This is a genomic window from Amycolatopsis sp. NPDC058340 (assembly GCF_042723975.1).
Taxonomy (GTDB): domain Bacteria; phylum Actinomycetota; class Actinomycetes; order Mycobacteriales; family Pseudonocardiaceae; genus Amycolatopsis.
Genome location: NZ_JBHXIB010000075.1, coordinates 1 through 16,343, shown reverse-complemented (window position 1 = coordinate 16,343; position 16,343 = coordinate 1). Strand labels below are relative to the sequence as shown.

The following is a 16,343-nucleotide window of genomic DNA, read 5'->3' as shown; positions in this document are numbered from 1 at the left end:
GCCATGGGAGCACTCGACGGGCGGGTCGCCGTCATCACCGGCGCCGGACGCGGGATCGGCCGCGAGCACGCGCTGCTGTTCGCGCGGGAGGGCGCGAGCGTCGTGGTCAACGACCTCGGCGGGGCGAACGACGGCAGCGGCAGCGACACCGGGCCCGCACAGGAGGTCGTCGACGAGATCCGCGCTGCGGGCGGGAAGGCCGTGGCGAATGCGGCCAACGTCGCCGACTGGGCGGGTGCGGAGGACCTGATCGCGCAGGCGGTGGGTGAATTCGGCAGGCTCGATGTCGTCGTGAACAACGCGGGCATCCTGCGCGACGCGTTCATCGCCGGAATGGAGGAGTCCCAATGGGATTCCGTGATCGCCGTGCACTTGAAGGGGCACGCGGCGGTGCTGCGGCACGCGGCCGCGTACTGGAAGAGCGCGAGCAAGGCCGGTGAGCCGGTCGCGGGTTCGGTGATCAACACCGCGTCGGCGTCCGGGACCACGTTGCCGAACGCGGGACAGGCGAACTACGGCGCGGCGAAGGCGGGGATCGCCGCGCTGACACTGGTCGCCGCCGAGGAACTGGAGCGCTACGGCGTGCGGGTCAACGCGATCGCGCCGATCGCGCGCACGCGGCTCACGCTGGCGACGCCGGGGATGGGCGCGATCTTCGCGCAGGAGGTCGAAGAAGGGGAGTTCGACGCGTTCTCCCCGGCGAACATCTCGCCGCTGGTCGCCTACCTCGCGACCGAGAAATGCCCGCTCACCGGCAAGGTGTTCGCGGTGCAGGGCGGCGCGATCTCCGAGCTCGCGGGCTGGCACGACGTCAAGGTGATCGAAACCGAGGCCGCCTGGGAGATCGACGACATCGCCGCGAGGCTCCCGTGATCGAGTGGTCCGAGACCGATCTGCTGATCAGGGACGCCATCCGGGAATTCATCGACAAGGAGATCCGGCCGCATCTCGACGCGCTGGAAAGCGGGACGCTGCCGCCGTACGACATCATCCGGAAGATGTTCGCGTCCTTCGGCATCGACGCGCTCGCGCGGGATTCGGTGTCGAAACTGCTGTCCGAGGAGCGCGGGTCCGGCGGCGGTGGTCTGGCGTTCGGCGGGCAGGAGGCGATGGCGCTCATCGCGGTGAGCGAGCTGGCCGGGGTCAGCCTCGGCATCGTCGCGTCACTCGGCGTGAGCATCGGGCTGACCGCGCAGACGATCCTGACCAAGGGCACGCAAGCGCAGAAGGAACGCTGGCTGCCAGGGCTGGCGACGTTCGAGAAGGTCGGGGCGTGGGCGATCACCGAACCCGGCTCCGGCTCGGACGCTTTCGGCGGGATGAAGACGTCGGTGCGGCGCGACGGTGACGAGTATGTCCTCAATGGGCAGAAGACGTTCATCACCAACGGGCCGTACGCCGACACGATCATCGTGTACGCGAAGCTGGACGATGGCTCGGACGTCCGTGACCGCAAGGTGCTGACGTTCGTGCTGGACAAGGGCATGCCCGGGCTCACGCAGGGCAAGCCGTTCAAGAAGATGGGGATGATGTCCTCGCCGACCGGCGAGCTGTTCTTCAGCGACGTCCGGCTCGGGCGCGACCGGCTGCTCGGCGAATCCGAGACCGGCCGCGACGGCGACAGCAAGGCCGAGGTGAAGTCCGGGTTCGCCGTCGAGCGGATCGGGGTCGCGGCGCTGGCGCTCGGGATCATCAACGAATGCCATCGGCTTTGCGTGGACTACGCGAAGAACCGGAAGCTGTGGGGGCAGGGGATCGGGCGGTTCCAGCTGATCCAGCTCAAGCTGGCGAAGATGGAGATCGCGCGGATCAACGTGCGGAACATGGTCTTCCAGCTGATCGAGACCCTGCGCGCGGGCAAGATGCCGACGCTGGCCGAGGCTTCGGCGATGAAGCTGTACTCGTCGGAGGCGGCCACCGAGGTCGCGATGGAGGCCGTGCAACTGTTCGGCGGCAACGGGTACATGGCGGAGTACCGGGTGGAGCAGCTGGCGCGCGATGCGAAGTCGCTGATGATCTACGCGGGAAGCAACGAGATCCAGGTGACGCACATCGCGAAGGGCCTCCTCGGCCGCTGACGGGGAGCAAGGGACCTTTGCTACCACGCGGGGAGCGGCAGGCCGACGGACGACTCGCGTGATTGGGCGGACGACACGCGTGACCAGACGGACGACACGCGTGACCAGGGGCGTAACTCGCGTGATTGGGGCCGGATCTCGCGTGATTGGAGGCGGAACTCGTGTGGTGGGTGAGTTCCGGCTCCAATCACGCGTGGGCGGGGATCAGTCCCGTTCGATGAGGTGACCGACGACCTCCGGGCCGGGGTGGGCGTGGCCGGAGCCGTCGCGGCGGACGTCGACTTCGGGGAGTTCCACCGGGTCACCCGTGCGCGAGGCCCCGGCGGGGCGAGGGCCGATCCAGCCGACGATCAGGCGTGTCTCGCCCTTGAGGAAACGCTGCGCCCGGACACCGCCGGTCGCGCGGCCCTTGGCCGGGTACTCGCTGAACGGGGTCACCTTCACGCTCGCGCCGGTCGCGGTGACGACCATCGGCTCGCCGTGTTCGGCGTCGTCGGTGCGGATCGCGCCGAAGAAGACCACTTCCGCTTCACCGCGCACGGTGATGCCGGCCATGCCGCCGCCCTTGAGGCCCTGCGGCCGTACGAGCGAAGCCGGGTAGCGCAGCAGTGACGCTTCGGACGACAGGAACGCCAGCGTCTCTTCGCCGTCGGTGAGCCAGGTGGCGCCGACGACCTCGTCGCCGTCCTTCAGGCTGATCACGTCGAACTCGTCCGAGCGGACCGGCCACTCCGGCGCGCACACCTTCACGACGCCGAGTTTCGTGCCGAGCGCGAGACCCGGGGAGCCGGCCGCCTGCTCGCCGAGCGGGGCCAGGCCGATGACGCGCTCGCCCTTCTCCAGCGGCACCAGTTCCTTCGCGGCCATTCCGCCGCGAAGCGACACAGTGCCCGCTTGCTCGGGCAGCACCGGCAGCGGCAGCACATCGGTTTTGAACGCGCGGCCGCGGTTGGTCACCAGCAGTACCTGCCCGCGGGCGGTCGAATGGACCACCGCGGCCACCGAGTCGTGTTTGACGCGGCCGTTGCGGCGCCGCACTTCCGACGCCTCCTCCGATTCCGCCGCCGTCCGCGCGACCAGCCCGGTGGCCGACAGGATCACCTGGCACGGATCGTCCGCGACCTCCAGCGGCCCCGACGGCTTCGACGCGGCGAGGACCTCCTTGAGGTCGCCGTCGATCAGCGCGGTACGGCGTTCGGTCGGGTGGTCCTTGGCGATCTTGGCCAGCTCGGCCGAGACGACCTTCTTCAGCACCGACTCGTCGTCGAGGATCTTCGACAGCTCGGCGATCTCCTCACGCAGCTTGTCCTGCTCGGCTTCGAGTTCGATCCGGTCGTACTTCGTGAGCCGACGCAGCGGGGTGTCCAGGATGTACGTCGCCTGGATCTCCGAGAGCTTGAAACGCTTCATCAGGCCGTCCTTCGCGGCCGCGGCGTTGTCGCTCTCGCGGATCACCTTGATCACCTTGTCGATGTTGAGCAGGGCGATCAGCAGGCCGTCGACCAGGTGCAGACGCTCTTCGCGCTTACGGCGCCGGTACCGCGTGCGGCGGGTGACGACCTCGTACCGGTGGCTGAGGAAGACCTCCAGCAGCGCCTTGAGTCCCAGCGTCTGCGGCTGCCCGTCCACCAGCACCAGGTTGTTGATGCCGAAGGACTGCTCCAGCGGCGTGAGCCGGTACAGATCCGCCAGCAGCGCCTGCGGGTTCACGCCGACCTTGCATTCGATGACCAGCCGCGTGCCGTTCTCGCGGTCGGTGAGGTCCTTGACGTCGGCGATACCGGTGAGCCGCTTGGACTTGTTGACCTCGTCGGTGATCTTCTCGATCACCTTCTCCGGGCCGACGCCGTACGGCAGCTCGGTGATGGTGATGGCCTGACGGCCGCGGCTGCCCTCCAGCGGCCCGGTCTCGGCGCTGGCGCGCATCCGCACCACACCGCGGCCGGTCTCGTACGCGCGGCGGACCTCGTCCAGCCCCAGCAGCGAACCACCGGTCGGCAGGTCGGGACCCGGGACGTACTCCATCAGCTTGTCGAGGGTGGCGTTCGGGTGGTTGATCAGCCACCGCGCCGCGCCGATGATCTCGGACAGGTTGTGCGGGATCATGTTGGTCGCCATCCCGACCGCGATCCCGGAGGTGCCGTTGACCAGCAGGTTCGGGAACGCCGCGGGAAGCACGGACGGCTCTTCGAGCGAACCGTCGTAGTTCGGCCGGAAGTCGACGGTGTCCTCGCCGAGCTCCCCGACCAGCAGCATCGCTTCGGGGGACAGCCGTGCCTCGGTGTACCGCGAGGCGGCGGGGCCGTCGTCGGGGGAACCGAAGTTGCCGTGCCCGTCGACCAACGGGACGTTGAGCGAGAAGTCCTGCGCGAGCCGGACCATGGCGTCGTAGATCGCGGTGTCGCCGTGCGGGTGGTACCGGCCCATCACGTCACCGATCACGCGGGCCGACTTCACGTACGCGTGTGTCGGCCGGTACCCGTTCTCGTTCATCGAGTACATGATCCGGCGGTGCACCGGCTTCAGCCCGTCCCGCGCGTCCGGGAGCGCCCGCGAGTGGATGACCGAGTACGCGTACTCCAGGTACGAATCCTCGATCTCCGTCTTCAGCGAGTTGTCGAAGACGTTCGCGCCGGGGCGGTCGAACGCGCTCGGGTCGACCTTGGTGGTGGGGCCCTTACGGCGTGCCATTGCTCAAAGCTCCTTGAATAGCAACGAAATCAGGCGTCGATGGCTTCGCGGTCGACCCGGTCGGAGGAGGCGACGAGCCAGTTGCGGCGCGGTTCGACCTTCTCGCCCATCAACAGTTCGAGCGCGTTCTCCGCGGCTTCGGCGTCGTCGATGGTGATACGGCGGACCGCGCGGGTGGCCGGGTTCATCGTGGTGTCCCACAGTTCCTCGGCGTCCATCTCGCCGAGACCCTTGAACCGCTGGACCGGAGTGACGATCTGCTTGCCCGCCCGCTCCAGCTCCGCGTACTTGGTCTCCATCTCCTTCTGGGTGAAGGTGAAATGGGTTTCCGGGTTGCGGCCCTTGGTGACCAGTTTGTGCAGCGGCGGCATCGCGGCGTAGAGCCTGCCGTCCTCGATGACCGGCCGCATGTACTTGGCGAACAGGGTGATCAGCAGCGTGCGGATATGCGAACCGTCGACGTCCGCGTCGGCCATCAGGATCACCCGGCCGTAGCGCATGGTCGACAGGTCGAACGTGCGCCCGCTGCCCGCGCCGAGCACCTGCACGATCGAGGCGATCTCCGCGTTCTTCAGTGTGTCGCCCAGCGACGCCTTCTGGACGTTGAGGATCTTGCCGCGCAAGGGAAGCAGCGCCTGGTACTCCGACACGCGCGCCATCCGTGCCGAACCGAGCGCGCTGTCACCCTCGACGAGGAACAGCTCACTGCGCGAAACGCCGGTGGTGCGGCAGTCGACGAGCTTCGGCGGCATGGCCGCGCCTTCGAGCGCGGTCTTGCGCCGGGCGGCGTCCTTCTGCTGCTTCTGGGTGAGCCGGACGCGTGCCGCGTCGACCACCTTCTGCAGCACGATCTTCGCCTCGGACTTGGTTTTGCGCTCTTCGGTCCAGGCGCGGATGTGCTTGTCGACGACGCCCTGGATGACGCGGGTGATACCGGCGGTGGACAGCTCGTCCTTGGTCTGCGAGGTGAACTGCGGCTCGGGCAGCCGGACGTGGACGACCGCCGTCATCCCTTCGAGCACGTCCTCGACGGTCGGCATGTCCTCCTTGGGCTTGAGCAGCCCGCGGGTTTTGGAAATGGCGTCCTGCAAGGCTTTCAGCACGGCGCGGTCGAAACCGCGGCGATGCGTGCCGCCGTGCACGTTGCGGATGGTGTTGGTGAAACACTCCACCGTGCGCTCGTAGCCGGTGCCCCAGCGCAGCGCGACCTCGACCTCCGCGTGACGCACCACATTGGACTGCATGACACCGCTGGCGTCGGCCGCGTTCTCCTTGTACGTGCCCTCGCCGTTGATGATCAGCGTGCCGCAGACGGGTTTTTCGCTGTCCGGGGCGAGGAAATCGACCATGTCGGCCAGGCCGTTGGGGAAATGGAAGGTCTCTTCGCTGATCGAGTCGTCGACCGCGGTGCGCAGTACATAGGTGACGCCAGGGACCAGGAACGCGGTGTTGCGCATCTTCGCGCGGACGCCCTCGACGTCGAGCGCGGCGCCGCTTTCGAAGTAACGCGAGTCGTACCAGTACCGGATCGACGTGCCGGAACGCTCGCCGCGCTTCATCTTGCCGGTGATGTTCAGCCCGGATTTGCGGGTGAACTTGGCCTTCGGGCCGGGGCCGTCGAACACACCGGGGACGCCGTGCGCGAACGACATCTGGTGGACCTTGCCGCTCTGCTTCACCGTGACGTCGAAGCGGTGCGACAGCGCGTTCACCGCCGAGGCGCCCACACCGTGCAGGCCACCGGAGGTCTTGTAGCCCGAGCCGCCGAACTTGCCGCCCGCGTGCAGCCTGGTCAGCACCAGCTCGACACCGGACAAACCGGATTTGGCGTGCGTTCCGGTGGGGATGCCGCGGCCGTCGTCGTCGACCTGGACGCTGCCGTCGGCGTGCAGGGTGACCACGATCTTCGTGGCGTGACCCGCCACACCCTCGTCGGTCGAGTTGTCCACGACCTCGGAGAACAGGTGGTTGATACCGCGGCTGTCGGTGGAGCCGATGTACATCCCGGGGCGCTTGCGGACCGCTTCCAGACCCTCGAGATGCGTCAGGTCGTCGGCCCCGTACAGGGTCTCAGCAGTCACTGGGTACTTCTCCTGGAGTCGTGGCTCGCGAACTAGCTCGTGGAGGTGGTGTTCAACGCGACACCGTACTGGAGGATATCCGCCCCCTCCGACAGCTTCGGTGTCCCGAGCCCCCGGTGTGGCGCATCACCCTGTCCCGATGGGCGGGTCACGGCTGGGGAAAGCGGCTTCCTCAGTGCTCGGATGAGGCGTTATCGTTTCCGGTGTCACAGGGTGACGGGGGGAACAAGGTGGCCGTCGGAACCGGTCCCGCACGCGTCTCGACCGCACAACGCGTCGTGAGTCTCTGGTATTTCGTGGTGGTCGTCGGGTCGTTCGGCATGCTCGCGCTGCTACCGGTCGCGCACGCCGCGATCCGGCTGCGGCGAGGCATCCTCTGGCTGTTCGTGCTGGGCTACGGGGGTGTCGCCGTCGCGATGACGTTCCTGCTGGAGCGCGCGGCGGCGGAGGGCGAGTCGGAGGCGATGCTCTCGTTCGCCTGGCTCTTCGGCACGATCCTGTTCGTCACCGCGACCTGCGTCCACCTCGCCCGGCTGCGGGCGAAGATCCTCTATCCGCCGCCGGCGGCATGGGTCGAATCCGGTATGCACTGCGGGCTGTTCTCGATCGACATCGCCGGTTTCGGCCAGGTCGGGCGCAGCAGCGAGATCTTCGTCCAGGTCCGGCGGATGCTCTTCGGCCTGCTCGCCGAAGCCTTCGAGGCCAGCGGGATCGCCTGGGAGGCCTGCCTGAAGCGGGACACCGGCGACGGCATGATCGTCGTGGTCCCGCCGCATTTCCCGAAGTTCCGCCTGGTGTACCCGCTGCTCTCCCGGCTGACCGCGGAACTGGCCCGGTACAACGTCGTCACCGAGCCCGGCCTGCGGATCCGGGTGCGGGTGGCGATCCACGCCGGCGAGATCGCGCTCGACGAGTACGGCGTGACGGGGCGGCCGAAGGTGCTGCTCGCCCGGCTGCTGGACTCGCGCGTGCTGCGGGACGCGCTCGCCGAAGCGCCGGACGAGTCGCCCGTGGTGGTGCTCGTGTCGGACCGGTTCCACGAGGACGTCCAGGACCAGGGCGGCCCCGGTCTCGACACGATGAGCTACCGGCAGGTGCTCGTGCACGAGAAGGAGACCGAGGTCCGCGCCTGGCTGCACGTCCCGGATCCGGTGGACGGGGCCGGTTGGCGGAGCTGAAGACGGATCTCGGAAATCGACCGAACGCGAACCCGCCTTGCCGACGTCGATCGCGGCCGCGGGTTCGCCGACAGGCAAATCAGAGGGCTGCCGTGAGGACCTCCAGCGCGCTGTGCTGACGGGCGGCGTCGATCTTGTCGACCGGTCCCGCCCAGCGCAGGCCGTGCTGATCGAGCGACGTGCGGTTGTTCGCGATCGTCGAGTTCGCTTGGCGCGTCAGGTAAGCGCGGTACGGCCTGCCCGCCAAGGCCCGGTCCAGCTCCCCGAGTCCCCTGGCGTACGCGCCCTTGAACGACGGTCCGTCGGCGCCGCAGTCGCCGGACTCGCACGGGTCGCGCAGGATGCCGTTCGAGTGCAGGAGCGGCGTGGTGGTGGAGGCGTCCGCGAGCCGCCTGGCCGTGGTGAGCAGGGCGGCGTCACCGGTCGCGCGATGCAGTTCGACCAGCGCGCCGAGGACGATCCCCTGGTTGTAACTCCAGACGGCCTGCCCGTTGTTGGCGCAGGAGGAGTTCAGGCCGTCGTTGACCAGTGCGCCGCCGTTGATCATGCCGCTCGCGCGGAACCAGTCCCAGACCTCGCGTGCCCGCGCGAGCTGGCGCGTGTCGCCGGGGAGGCGGTTGTGCAGTGAAGCGGCCACCTTGACGTACAGCTCGTTGGTGACGGCGTTCTTGTATGTCTTCGCCGTCGACCACCAGAGCCCGCCGCCGCAGGTCCCGTCGCGGTAGGAGTACATGTAGTCCGCCGCGATGACGGCGGTGTCGAGGTAGCGGCGGTCCTTGGTCAGGTCGTAGGCGCGGATCCAGGCGAGCGCCCACCAGCCGGTGTCGTCGATGTATTCGTTCGTGAAGTTGTTCCCGCGGTTGCGGTCGAAGGTGTTGCCGATGGCGTAGCGGTAATTCCGCGAACCGGTTCGCGTGCTGTAGTCGAGGATCGCGGTGAGCGCGTTCGCCGAGTTCCACCAGCCCGTGGTCTGCCAGAGCCCGGTGCCGTTGTCGTAGAACTGCATGAGCGCGGTGGCGGCGGCCTCGGCCCGGGAGTTCGCGGCGACCGTGGTGCGGAACCACGGCGTGCACGCGATTTCCGGCCGGTTGCCCGCCTTACCGCAGGCGCGCAGGGCGCCGAAGCGGTGGGTGGCGGGGTCGTCGACGTTGAACATCAGGGTGCGCCAGCCGCGTTGGCCGTCCGGGATCTTCGTGTCGCCGATCCGGCTGTCGCCTGCCCAGGTGCGGCCGCCGTCGAAGGAGCGGTCGAGCCAGACTTCGTCGCCGGGGTCGCCGTCGCCGATGCTCCCCCAGCCCATGTTGTCGCCATCGGAGAGATGAAGGGTGATGCCACGGCCCCAGACGGCCGCGGTGCCGGGTCTTCTTTCGCCGACGGCCAAGGCGGGGTCGCGGCTGTCGCAGTACTTGGCGCAGATCGTCGCCGCGACAGTGGGTTCGGGAGTGGTGGTGGCCGGCGTGAAGGCGAATGTCAACGTTGTCACAAGCAGGGAGGTGAGCCACATGGATTCGAGTGTGGGGGCGGTCACTTTCCCGGCCGATCAAGTCACCCTTTCAGCTCGCGCCGATGGTCTGGAATACTTCTTGCGCGCGTGAGGTTGAACGCTCAAGCAATGTAACCCCGGCCCAGGGAGCAGGTCATGCAGTTCGGAATCTTCACGGTGGGCGATGTGACGACCGACCCGACCACCGGGGAGGCGCCCAGCGAATACGAGCGGATCAAGGCGATGGTGCGCATCGCGCTCAAGGCCGAAGAAGTCGGCCTCGACGTCTTCGCGACCGGCGAGCACCACAACCCGCCCTTCGTGCCTTCGTCGCCGACGACGATGCTCGGCTACATCGCCGCGCAGACGTCGAAGATCATCCTTTCCACCTCGACCACGCTGATCACCACGAACGACCCGGTGAAGATCGCCGAAGACTTCGCGATGCTGCAGCATCTCGCCGACGGGCGCGTCGACCTGATGATGGGACGCGGCAACACCGGCCCGGTGTACCCGTGGTTCGGGCAGGACATCCGCCAGGGGATTCCGCTGGCCATCGAGAACTACCACCTGCTGCACCGGTTGTGGCGCGAGGACGTGGTCAGCTGGTCCGGCAAGTTCCGGACGCCGCTGCAGGAGTTCACTTCGACGCCGCGTCCGCTCGACGGTGTCCCGCCATTCGTCTGGCACGGCTCGATCCGCAGCCCGGAGATCGCGGAACAGGCCGCCTACTACGGCGACGGGTTCTTCGCGAACCACATCTTCTGGCCGAAGGAGCACTTCCAGGCGCTGATCAACCTCTACCGCGAGCGGTACGAGCACTACGGGCACGGCAAGGCGGACCAGGCCATCGTCGGCCTTGGCGGCCAGGTGTTCCTGCGGCCGAAGTCGCAGGACGCCGTGAGGGAGTTCCGGCCGTACTTCGACAACGCGCCGGTGTACGGGCACGGGCCGTCGCTGGAGGAGTTCACCGAGCAGACGCCGCTGACCGTCGGCAGCCCGCAAGAGGTGATCGACAAGACGCTGACCTTCCGTGAGCACTTCGGCGACTACCAGCGCCAGCTGTTCCTGATGGACCACGCGGGACTGCCGCTGAAGACCGTGCTGGAACAGCTCGACCTGCTGGGCGAGCACGTGATCCCGGTGCTGCGCAAGGAACTCGACTCGCTTCGGCCGGCGCACGTGCCCGAGGCTCCCACGCACGCTTCCCGGTTGGAGGTTGCGGCATGACGACGATCGCAGTGGTGACCGCAGGGCTGAGCCAGCCGTCCTCGACGCGGCTTCTCGCCGACAAACTCGCCGCGGCGGTATCCGTCGCGCTGCCGGACGTGAAGATCGAAGTGATCGAACTCCGCGATCTGGCCGTCGACGTCACGAAGAACATGCTGACCGGGTTTCCGTCCCCGGCCCTGCGGGCGGCCATCGACACGGTGACCACCGCGGACGGCCTGATCGCCGTGACGCCGGTGTTCACCGCGTCGTACAGCGGGCTGTTCAAGTCGTTCTTCGACGTGCTGGACCAGAAGGCGCTCGACGGGAAGCCGGTGCTGATCGGCGCCACCGGCGGGACCGAACGGCACTCGCTGGTGCTCGACTTCGCGCTGCGTCCGCTCTTCGCCTACCTTCGCGCCGAGCCTGTCTCGACGGCGGTGTACGCGGCTTCGTCGGACTGGGCGTCTCCGGGCGATCTCGACAAGCGGGCGTCGCGGGCCGGCCGGGAGCTCGCCTCCCGGCTTTCGGCGGACGGGGCCGCCTCGGCTCCGGGGAGCGGGTTCGTACCGTTCGAGCAGCTGCTGGCCGGTGGGTGAGCAAGGGACCTTTGCTCTCGTTTGCCCTCGTGAGTGGCGAGGACGGTTAGAACCGTCCTCGCCACTCACGAGGCGCGTTCAGGGGGTCGGCCAGATCGGCCGGATCTCGATGGTCGCGAACTTCGCGACCGGGTGCTTCGACACGATCTCGATCGCTTCGTCGAGATCGGCGCACTCGATCAGGTCGTAGCCGAGGATCTGTTCCTTCGTCTCCGCGAACGGCCCGTCCGAGACGAGCAGTTCGCCGTCGCGGTGGCGCACGGTGGTCGCGGTGGCCGCCGACCGGAGCCTGCTGCCGGACAACCTCACCCCGCGAGCGGTCATCTTGTCGACCCATGCCTGGGTCTTTTCGTCGAGTGGGTCTTCGCAATCGTCCGCGCCGGGGAACGGCGTCCCGCAGATCAGCAACATGTAGCGCATCGGTCCTCCTTAGGTCGAACAGTTCATCACCCCGACGAACGGTCTCCTCCGAAACAGACCGTCAGGACCAGCGCTTTTCCGTCCCGACCGGCACAATCGACGGAAAGGGACGACGGCGAGGAGACGACGGTGGGCATCGGAAAACCCGTGAAACAGGCCCTGATCCTGATCGCGGGCATCATCCTGCTGGCGGTCGGTATCGCGCTGCTCGTGCTGCCGGGGCCCGGGTTGCTGCTGGTGCTCGCGGGTCTGCTCGTGCTGGCCTCGGAGTTCCCCGCCGTGGAGAAGTACGTCGATCCGATCCGTGACCGGGCGATGAAGGCGGCCGAGGACAGTGTTTCGTCCCCGCTGCGCATCGCGGGTTCGGTGCTGGCCGGGCTCGGCCTGCTGGCCGCGGGGGTCGTCTGGGGAGTCGTGCCCGGCCTGCCGCTCGGCGGCTGGAGCACCGGGTCGAGCCTGATCCTTTCCGGGCTCATCCTGTTCGCGTTGCTGATCTGGAGCTACAAGCGGGTGCAGGCGCGGAGGGCCGCGAACGCCGAATAACAGCCGGGTGGTCTGGTACCGTGCGCCGCGTGGCACCCGACTTCCAGCGCGCACGGCGGCCGGAACAGGTCGAGGCCCGGCGCGCGGCGATCCTCGGCGTGGCGCGCGAACTCCTGGCCGAGCGGCCCGTCTCCCGGATCAGCCTGCGTGAACTGAGCGACCGGGTGGGCCTGGCGAAGTCGAACGTGTTGCGGTACTTCGACAGCCGGGAGGCGATCTTCCTGGAGGTCCTGGACTCGGTCTGGGTCTCGTGGCTCGACGAACTCGAAGGCGAGCTGAGCGCCCTCGACGGCCCCGGCGACGAGCGGGTCGCGACCGTCATCGCGACGTCGATCTCGCGGCAGCGCCTGCTGTGCGAGCTGATCAGCGCGATGGCCGCGGTACTGGAACGCAACATCTCCGTGGAGACCGCGCGGACGTTCAAGACGCGGGCAGGCGAACGGACCGAACGGCTCGCCGACGTCGTCCGGGCCCAGGTCCCGCTGGGCGCCGAAGCGGCCGGACATTTCGCGAAGGCCGTCTTCATCCTCGTCGCGGGACTGTGGCCCTACGCGAACCCAGGCGAGGCCGTGGCGACGGTCCTGGCCGAACGCGGAGCGCCCTCCGGCCACGCGATGTTCGTCGACGGGCTGGCCGAGGGGCTGGCGAACCAGCTGGTCGGCCTGGCTGTTCGTGCAGGTCAGCGCCCCGAGTGGTAGCAAAGGTCCCTTGCTCCCTTCCCGCACGCGCCGGGCCGGGGAGCACCTGCATAAGGTGAGCGGAACACACTTGTACAAGGAGCGACCATGAGCCCAGGCGGCACCCTCACCCTCGGCGATCTCACCGTGAGCCGGATGGGCTACGGCGCCATGCGGCTGTCCGGCCCCGGCATCTGGGGACCGCCGAGCGACCGCGACGCCGCGATCGCCGTCCTCCGCGAGGCGGTCGAGCTCGGCGTCACCCATATCGACACGAGCGACTTCTACGGTCCGCACACGACCAACGAGCTGATCCGCGAGGCGCTGCATCCGTACCCGGACGAGCTGCACATCGTCACGAAGGTCGGCGCGAAGCGGTCTCCGGACAAGGGCTGGCCGTCCGCGCTCTCACGCGACGAGCTGATCTCCGCGGTCCACGACAACCTGCGCAACCTCGGCCTCGACGTCCTCGACGTGGTCAACCTGCGGCTCGCGGGGGAGCACGGCGTCTTCCCGATCCCGGTCTCGATCACGGAGCCGTTCGAGGTGCTCGCCGAGCTTCAGCAGCAGGGCCTGATCCGGCACCTCGGCCTGAGCCACGTGTCCGCGGAGCAGGTCAAGGAAGCGCGCGCCATCGCGCCGGTCGTCTGCGTGCAGAACGAGTACAACGTCGCGAACCGCGCCAACGATGGGCTTCTCGACGCCCTCGCGGCCATCAACATCCCGTTCGTGCCGTACTTCCCGCTCGGCGGGTTCACGCCACTGCAATCCGGCGTGCTCGACGACTGCGCCCGCCGGGTCGGCGCGACGCCGATGCAGGTCGCGCTCGCGTGGCTGCTCCAGCGGTCGCCGAACATCCTGCTGATCCCGGGCACGTCCTCGACGGCGCACCTGCGGGAGAACGTCGCCGCCGCGGATCTCGAGCTGCCCGCGGACGTCCTGGCGGACCTCGACGCCCTCGCCTAGCGGTCCGTGAGGGCCTCCTTCACTACCTTGAGGGTAGGGAAGGAGGCCCTCACGGACTTTCAGAGGACATCCCGGCGCCGCAGCAGCCAGCCGCCGAGACCGGCGAAGACCACCAGGTAGCCCGCCACCACCAGCGTCGCTTGCGAGGCACTCACGAGTTCTCCGACGCCCGGCGTCGCGCCCGAAGCACCGAGCGACGCCGCCAGCGAACCGGCGTTGGCTCCCGGAAGCGCCAGCTGGAGCGTGCCGACCCAGTCCACCAGCGGGGCCGCGACCCCGAACAGCAGGTTCTGCACCACCAGCAGCCACACCAGGCCGAGCCCGATCGGCAGCGCCACCCCGCGCATCGCGATGGCGAGCGCCGCGCCGAGTGCCGCCCACGTCATCGCGATGAGCCAGCCCGCGCCGATCCCCGTCAGCAGCGAGCCGAACGACGGCCAGTTCATCGGCTCGCCTTCCGAAGAGGCGATGAGCGCGCTCGTGACCGCGCCGGTCGCGAAGCTCGCCAGCACGACGGTCAGCGACGCGACGGCCAGTGCGAACAACTTTCCACTGTAGACGGTCAGTCGCGAAGGTCCTTGCGTCAGCACGGTCTTCCACGTGCTCCAGCCGTATTCGGTGCCGACGGCCAGCACGCCGAGCACGAGCAGGATCGCCCCGAGGAACACCGGCAACCCGCCGATCGCGTTGCCGACCAGATTCGACGGCAGGGTCGCGGCCAGCCCGCGATCCGTACCGGGAGCCCCGCTCGACGAACCCGCCGCGCCCGCGAGCGGCAGCAGATAGGTGAAGGTCAGGCCGAGCGCGACGGCGATCCCCAGCATGAACCAGTTCGCCGGACGCCGGACGAGTTTCGCCAGCTCGGCGGTGCAACTACCCCACATGACCTGCCACCTCTCCGGTGAGCTCGAAGAAGACCTGTTCCAGATCCCGTTCGCGGACGTGCAGTTCACGTACCGCGATCCCTTCCGTGACGAGTTCGCGGTTCAGCCACGACGCGCGTTCCGGGTCGACGGTCAGATCGAGACCGGTCCCGCTCTCGCGCACGTTCTCCGCGCCGATCCAGCGCCGCACCAGGCCGGCCGCGCGCACGATCTCGTCGGCCTCGATGTGCAGCACCGTGCCGCCGCGGAGTTCGGCCACCGTGTTCTCCGCGACCAGCCGCCCGTGCGAAACGACGCCTACGCGGTCGCAGATCTGCTGGACCTCGCCGAGCAGATGGCTCGACAACAGCACGGTGCAGCCCTCCGCGCCGAGCCTCCGGATCAGCACCCGCATGTCGGCCATCCCGGCCGGGTCGAGCCCGTTCGTCGGCTCGTCGAGGATCAGCAGCCGCGGGTCCTTCAGCAAGGCCGCCGCGACACCGAGCCGTTGCTTCATCCCGAGCGAATAGGTGGAGTAGCGGTCCTTGCCGCGATCGGCGAGGTCGACCATCGCGAGCACCTCGCCGACGCGGAGCGGATCCGTGCCGCTGTACCTGGCGAGCACCGTGAGGTTGTCCGCACCGGACAGGTACGGGTAGAACCCCGGTGATTCGATCAGCGCGCCGACCCCGTCGAGGTCACCGGGCGGCCTGCCGAACAGCCGGACGCTGCCGGAAGTCGGCCGGACGAGGCCGAGCAGCATCCGCAACGTCGTCGTCTTGCCCGCCCCGTTCGGGCCGAGGAATCCGTAGATCTCGCCGGGCAGCACGGTCAGTTTCATCCGGTCGACGGCGAGTTGCTCGCCGTACCGTTTCGTGAGTTCGTCTGTGTCCACGGGAAGGTTCATGGTGACGAATGGTGTCGCGGGGGAGGCCTTCACCACATCCGTTCACGAGCGGCACTCCGCGTACGTCGCCGGACGTAGCCGGATGGCCGGAATCCTGCGACATCTGTCGAAAACACCGGTACCGGACCCCGCGGTGACGATCATAGGCTCGGTGGCGTGTCGAAAATCCTCTTGATCCTCCACGTGCTCGCCGCCGTCATCGCGGTCGGCCCGGTCACCGTCGCGGCGAGCATGTTCCCCGCGGCGGCGCGAAAAGCCTTCGCGGAGCCGGGTTCCGGCCTGTCCGTCCTGCGAGCGCTCAACCGGATCTGCCGTGTCTACGCGATCTTCGGTATCGCGGTGCCGTTCTTCGGGCTGGCGACGGCGGGCAGCATGCGGGTCTTCGGCGACGCGTGGGTGATCGTGTCGATCGTGCTCACCGCGGCCGCCGCCGGTGTGCTGGCGTTGCTGGTGCTGCCAGGGCAGAACGCGATCCTCGCCGCGCTGGACGCGGAGCCGCCGTCCGCGCCGGTCACGGCCGGCCGGGTGGCGATGTACACCGGGATGTTCAATCTGCTGTGGGCCGTGGTGACGGTGCTGATGATCGTGCGGCCCGGATCGACCACCGGTGCCTGAAAGCCTCGTGAGTGGCGAGGACGGTTCTAACCG

15 protein-coding genes are annotated in these 16,343 nt (G+C 68.4%); 9 read left to right on the top strand and 6 right to left on the bottom strand.

The features are described 5' to 3' along the window. Window positions 1–3 precede the first annotated feature (3 nt). Together ACFWIW_RS39830 and ACFWIW_RS39825 are read left to right on the top strand one after the other, a co-directional pair. Entirely contained in the window at window positions 4–873 is an 870-nt protein-coding gene (locus tag ACFWIW_RS39830; RefSeq protein WP_378373222.1) for an SDR family oxidoreductase, read from the top strand. Further along, complete coding sequence (locus tag ACFWIW_RS39825; protein WP_378373221.1) at window positions 870–2,078, top strand: acyl-CoA dehydrogenase family protein; 1,209 nt, start codon at window positions 870–872, stop codon at window positions 2,076–2,078. Before ACFWIW_RS39830 ends, ACFWIW_RS39825 begins: the two co-directional genes overlap by 4 nt. Before the next feature lie 204 nt (window positions 2,079–2,282). Here ACFWIW_RS39825 and ACFWIW_RS39820 read toward each other — a convergent pair whose 3' ends face one another. Then, window positions 2,283–4,769, bottom strand: coding sequence for a DNA topoisomerase (ATP-hydrolyzing) subunit A (locus ACFWIW_RS39820; protein WP_378373220.1), 2,487 nt, complete (start codon window positions 4,767–4,769; stop codon window positions 2,283–2,285). 29 nt (window positions 4,770–4,798) lie between these two features. After that, the gene (locus ACFWIW_RS39815) at window positions 4,799–6,850 is read right to left on the bottom strand and encodes a type IIA DNA topoisomerase subunit B (protein ID WP_378373219.1); all 2,052 of its coding nucleotides are present in this window, start codon (window positions 6,848–6,850) and stop codon (window positions 4,799–4,801) included. 230 nt (window positions 6,851–7,080) lie between these two features. Here ACFWIW_RS39815 and ACFWIW_RS39810 point away from each other — a divergent pair, with 230 nt between their 5' ends. Further along, window positions 7,081–8,028 (top strand): hypothetical protein, encoded by a 948-nt coding sequence (locus tag ACFWIW_RS39810; RefSeq protein ID WP_378373218.1) that lies wholly within the window; start codon window positions 7,081–7,083, stop codon window positions 8,026–8,028. 79 nt (window positions 8,029–8,107) lie between these two features. Here ACFWIW_RS39810 and ACFWIW_RS39805 read toward each other — a convergent pair whose 3' ends face one another. Then, entirely contained in the window at window positions 8,108–9,532 is a 1,425-nt protein-coding gene (locus ACFWIW_RS39805; RefSeq protein ID WP_378373217.1) for a glycoside hydrolase family 76 protein, read from the bottom strand. 135 nt (window positions 9,533–9,667) lie between these two features. Between ACFWIW_RS39805 and ACFWIW_RS39800 the strand changes: the two genes are divergently transcribed. Together ACFWIW_RS39800 and ACFWIW_RS39795 are read left to right on the top strand one after the other, a co-directional pair. Next, window positions 9,668–10,741 carry an LLM class flavin-dependent oxidoreductase gene (locus tag ACFWIW_RS39800; protein ID WP_378373216.1) on the top strand — a complete coding sequence of 358 codons (1,074 nt, stop codon included), beginning with the start codon at window positions 9,668–9,670 and terminating at the stop codon, window positions 10,739–10,741. Next, the gene (locus ACFWIW_RS39795; protein WP_378373215.1) at window positions 10,738–11,319 is read left to right on the top strand and encodes an FMN reductase; all 582 of its coding nucleotides are present in this window, start codon (window positions 10,738–10,740) and stop codon (window positions 11,317–11,319) included. The genes ACFWIW_RS39800 and ACFWIW_RS39795 overlap by 4 nt, the downstream gene beginning before the upstream one ends. Before the next feature lie 78 nt (window positions 11,320–11,397). Here the strand turns inward: ACFWIW_RS39795 and ACFWIW_RS39790 are convergent, their stop codons facing one another. Next, window positions 11,398–11,739, bottom strand: a complete 342-nt coding sequence (locus ACFWIW_RS39790; RefSeq protein WP_378373214.1) for a YciI family protein — start codon at window positions 11,737–11,739, stop codon at window positions 11,398–11,400. Between the two features lie 129 nt (window positions 11,740–11,868). Between ACFWIW_RS39790 and ACFWIW_RS39785 the strand changes: the two genes are divergently transcribed. The 3 genes from ACFWIW_RS39785 to ACFWIW_RS39775 all read left to right on the top strand — a co-directional run bounded on the left by ACFWIW_RS39785 (window position 11,869) and on the right by ACFWIW_RS39775 (window position 13,925). Further along, complete coding sequence (locus ACFWIW_RS39785) at window positions 11,869–12,282, top strand: PGPGW domain-containing protein (RefSeq protein WP_378373213.1); 414 nt, start codon at window positions 11,869–11,871, stop codon at window positions 12,280–12,282. Between the two features lie 20 nt (window positions 12,283–12,302). Further along, entirely contained in the window at window positions 12,303–12,980 is a 678-nt protein-coding gene (locus ACFWIW_RS39780; protein WP_378373212.1) for a TetR family transcriptional regulator, read from the top strand. Between the two features lie 87 nt (window positions 12,981–13,067). Then, window positions 13,068–13,925: an aldo/keto reductase family oxidoreductase gene (locus ACFWIW_RS39775; protein ID WP_378373211.1), complete on the top strand. Its 858-nt coding sequence runs from the start codon at window positions 13,068–13,070 to the stop codon at window positions 13,923–13,925. A 59-nt stretch (window positions 13,926–13,984) separates the two neighbouring features. Here ACFWIW_RS39775 and ACFWIW_RS39770 read toward each other — a convergent pair whose 3' ends face one another. Together ACFWIW_RS39770 and ACFWIW_RS39765 are read right to left on the bottom strand one after the other, a co-directional pair. Then, entirely contained in the window at window positions 13,985–14,809 is an 825-nt protein-coding gene (locus tag ACFWIW_RS39770) for an ABC transporter permease (protein ID WP_378373210.1), read from the bottom strand. Beyond that, a complete protein-coding gene (locus ACFWIW_RS39765) occupies window positions 14,799–15,695 on the bottom strand; it encodes an ABC transporter ATP-binding protein (RefSeq protein ID WP_378373209.1) in 897 nt (298 codons plus the stop codon). Before ACFWIW_RS39765 ends, ACFWIW_RS39770 begins: the two co-directional genes overlap by 11 nt. 156 nt (window positions 15,696–15,851) lie before the next feature. On the opposite strand from ACFWIW_RS39765, the gene ACFWIW_RS39760 reads away from it, so the two are divergent. Beyond that, window positions 15,852–16,310, top strand: coding sequence for a membrane protein (locus tag ACFWIW_RS39760; protein WP_037346056.1), 459 nt, complete (start codon window positions 15,852–15,854; stop codon window positions 16,308–16,310). The last annotated feature ends 33 nt before the right edge of the window (window positions 16,311–16,343 follow it).